This window comes from Riemerella columbina DSM 16469 (assembly GCF_000374405.1).
In the GTDB taxonomy this organism is placed as follows: domain Bacteria; phylum Bacteroidota; class Bacteroidia; order Flavobacteriales; family Weeksellaceae; genus Riemerella; species Riemerella columbina.
This window is the reverse complement of sequence record NZ_KB894265.1, coordinates 1-3,765: the sequence shown is the minus strand read 5'-3', so window position 1 is coordinate 3,765 and position 3,765 is coordinate 1. Positions and strand designations below refer to the sequence as shown.

Sequence of the window (3,765 nt, the reverse complement as noted above, 5' to 3'; positions counted from 1 at the left end):
AAAAATATTTAAAAATATTTTGATAATAAAAAATAAGTTGTATCTTTGCAGTCCGAATTCAAACACGGGGCGCAGGAGATTAAAAATTTACTTTTTAGGGATTAAAAAAATATCGAAAAATATTTTGGTAATTCAAAAATAAATTTTACTTTTGCACTCGCAAATCTAACGAAGTCTGACAGGCGAGATTAGAGGAAGCGAAAAGAAATAGAGAACATTGAAATACATATAACAACCAAGTAAGGATAAAAACCAAAGCGTAAAAAAAACTTTGAGTGAGACAGGAAGAACATACAATGGAGAGTTTGATCCTGGCTCAGGATGAACGCTAGCGGGAGGCCTAACACATGCAAGCCGAGCGGTATTTTTTCTTTAGCTTGCTAAAGAGAAGAGAGAGCGGCGCACGGGTGCGGAACACGTGTGCAACCTGCCTTTATCTGGGGGATAGCCTTTCGAAAGGAAGATTAATACCCCATAATATATTGATTGGCATCGATTAATATTGAAAACTCCGGTGGATAAAGATGGGCACGCGCAAGATTAGATAGTTGGTGAGGTAACGGCTCACCAAGTCAATGATCTTTAGGGGGCCTGAGAGGGTGATCCCCCACACTGGTACTGAGACACGGACCAGACTCCTACGGGAGGCAGCAGTGAGGAATATTGGACAATGGGTGAGAGCCTGATCCAGCCATCCCGCGTGAAGGACGACGGACCTATGGTTTGTAAACTTCTTTTGTGCAAGAATAAACCCAGATACGTGTATTTGGCTGAAGGTATTGTACGAATAAGCACCGGCTAACTCCGTGCCAGCAGCCGCGGTAATACGGAGGGTGCGAGCGTTATCCGGATTTATTGGGTTTAAAGGGTCCGCAGGCGGGCTTGTAAGTCAGTGGTGAAAGCCTACAGCTTAACTGTAGAACTGCCATTGATACTGCGAGTCTTGAGTATAGTTGAGGTAGCTGGAATGAGTAGTGTAGCGGTGAAATGCATAGATATTACTCAGAACACCAATTGCGAAGGCAGGTTACCAAGTTATAACTGACGCTGAGGGACGAAAGCGTGGGGAGCGAACAGGATTAGATACCCTGGTAGTCCACGCCGTAAACGATGCTAACTCGTTTTTGGATTTTCGGATTCAGAGACCAAGCGAAAGTGATAAGTTAGCCACCTGGGGAGTACGACCGCAAGGTTGAAACTCAAAGGAATTGACGGGGGCCCGCACAAGCGGTGGATCATGTGGTTTAATTCGATGATACGCGAGGAACCTTACCAAGGCTTAAATGGGAATTGACAGGTTTAGAAATAGATCTTTCTTCGGACAATTTTCAAGGTGCTGCATGGTTGTCGTCAGCTCGTGCCGTGAGGTGTTAGGTTAAGTCCTGCAACGAGCGCAACCCCTGTCACTAGTTGCCATCATTCAGTTGGGGACTCTAGTGAGACTGCCTACGCAAGTAGAGAGGAAGGTGGGGATGACGTCAAATCATCACGGCCCTTACGCCTTGGGCCACACACGTGATACAATGGCCGGTACAGAGGGCAGCTACACTGCGAAGTGATGCNAATCTCGAAAGCCGGTCTCAGTTCGGATTGGAGTCTGCAACTCGACTCTATGAAGCTGGAATCGCTAGTAATCGCGCATCAGCCATGGCGCGGTGAATACGTTCCCGGGCCTTGTACACACCGCCCGTCAAGCCATGGAAGCTGGGGGTACCTGAAGTCGGTGACCGTAAAAGGAGCTGCCTAGGGTAAAACTAGTAACTAGGGCTAAGTCGTAACAAGGTAGCCGTACCGGAAGGTGCGGCTGGAACATCTCATTTTAGAGACTCATTTGGAGTATAAACAAAAAAAGAAAGTTTTACTTAAAGTAAGCTTTGGTTTTTTACTGGTTGGTTGTAATATATAAGAATAAACCCCTAGAGATTAGTATCAGGGAAGAGGGATTTTAGATTATAGATTAGAAATTATAGATGACTTAATTTAGAATTTATAATTTATAATTCATGAAGTCTCGTAGCTCAGCTGGTTAGAGCGCTACACTGATAATGTAGAGGTCGGCAGTTCGAGCCTGCCCGAGACTACTAATTAAGGAAGTTTTGAGTTGGGAGTTTTAAGTTTTTAACTTAGCCCTTTTAACTTAATACTTGAAACAGGGGGAATTAGCTCAGCTGGCTAGAGCGCCTGCCTTGCACGCAGGAGGTCAAGGGTTCGACTCCCTTATTCTCCACAATATTGTATAAAGTATGCAAGTACAAAGTACAAAGTATGAGGGTTATATGATGATGTAAAATAGAAGTACGAGAGCCGTATGACTTACATTATACATATTACAGTAATACAAGAAACAAGCACATTGACATTAACGGTAAAAAAGACATCACAAAGAGAAAACCGAGCACTTATAAGTGCTTGAGTAACCAAAAAATTAGGAAAGAAATCGTTAAGGGCGTATGGCGGATGCCTAGGCTTTCAGAGGCGACGAAGGACGTGGTAAGCTGCGAAAAGCTACGGGGATTGGCACACACGAATTGATCCGTAGATATCCGAATGGGGCAACCCGGCAGGTTGAAGGCCTGTCACCTCGTAAGAGGAGCGAACCCGGAGAACTGAAACATCTAAGTACCCGGAGGAAAAGAAATCGAAGAGATTCCGTAAGTAGTGGCGAGCGAAAGCGGATTAGCCCAAAAGCTTTTATATGTTTATTAGAACACTTTGGAAAGAGTGGCCATAGCGGGTGATAGCCCCGTATAAGAAAAGCATACATAAGTGATAAATGAGTAGGGCGGGACACGTGAAATCCTGTCTGAATATGGGGGGACCATCCTCCAAGGCTAAATACTCCTGAAAGACCGATAGTGAACAAGTACTGTGAAGGAAAGGTGAAAAGCACTTCGAATAGAAGGGTGAAAGAGAACCTGAAACCGTACGCCTACAAGCGGTCGGAGCAGCATTAAGTTGTGACGGCGTGCCTTTTGCATAATGAGCCTACGAGTTAATTTTACTAGCGAGGTTAAGGACTTAAGGTCCGGAGCCGGAGCGAAAGCGAGTCTGAATAGGGCGAATAGTTAGTAGGATTAGACGCGAAACCTTGTGATCTACCCATGGGCAGGTTGAAGCTTTGGTAACACAAAGTGGAGGACCGAACCGGTTGACGTTGAAAAGTCTTCGGATGACCTGTGGGTAGGGGTGAAAGGCCAATCAAACTGGGAGATAGCTCGTACTCTCCGAAATGCATTTAGGTGCAGCGTCGATGTTAAGTTTATTAGAGGTAGAGCTACTGATTGGATGCGGGGGTTTCATCGCCTACCAATTCCTGACAAACTCCGAATGCTAATAAATGTTCGTCGGCAGTGAGGGCATGGGTGCTAAGGTCCATGTCCGAGAGGGAAAGAACCCGGACCANCAGCTAAGGTCCCNAAATNTATNCTAAGTTGAAANAACGCGGTTGAACTGCATTGACAGCTAGGATGTTGGCTTGGAAGCAGCCATTCATTTAAAGAGTGCGTAACAGCTCACTAGTCGAGCGGTTCGGCATGGATAATAATCGGGCATAAGNATANTACCGAAGCTATGGGATGTATTAATACATCGGTAGGAGAGCATTCTATCGGCGCAGAAGCAGTATCGCGAGGTATTGTGGAGCTTATAGAAAAGAAAATGTAGGCATAAGTAACGATAAAGGGGGCGAGAAACCCCCTCACCGAAAGACTAAGGTTTCCTCAGCCATGCTAATCAGCTGAGGGTTAGTCGGGACCTAACGCGCAC

General features: G+C 45.4%; 2 tRNA genes and 2 rRNA genes. All 4 read left to right on the top strand.

Features of this window, described 5'->3' with window-relative positions:
• The first annotated feature begins 293 nt into the window (after positions 1 to 293).
• Positions 294 to 1,820: ribosomal RNA gene (locus tag C237_RS0110265) — 16S ribosomal RNA — on the top strand.
• A gap of 187 nt (positions 1,821 to 2,007) precedes the next feature.
• A tRNA-Ile gene (locus tag C237_RS0110260) sits at positions 2,008 to 2,081 on the top strand.
• A 72-nt stretch (positions 2,082 to 2,153) separates the two neighbouring features.
• A tRNA-Ala gene (locus C237_RS0110255) sits at positions 2,154 to 2,227 on the top strand.
• A gap of 203 nt (positions 2,228 to 2,430) precedes the next feature.
• Positions 2,431 to 3,765: ribosomal RNA gene (locus C237_RS0110250) — 23S ribosomal RNA — on the top strand; the annotation flags it as partial.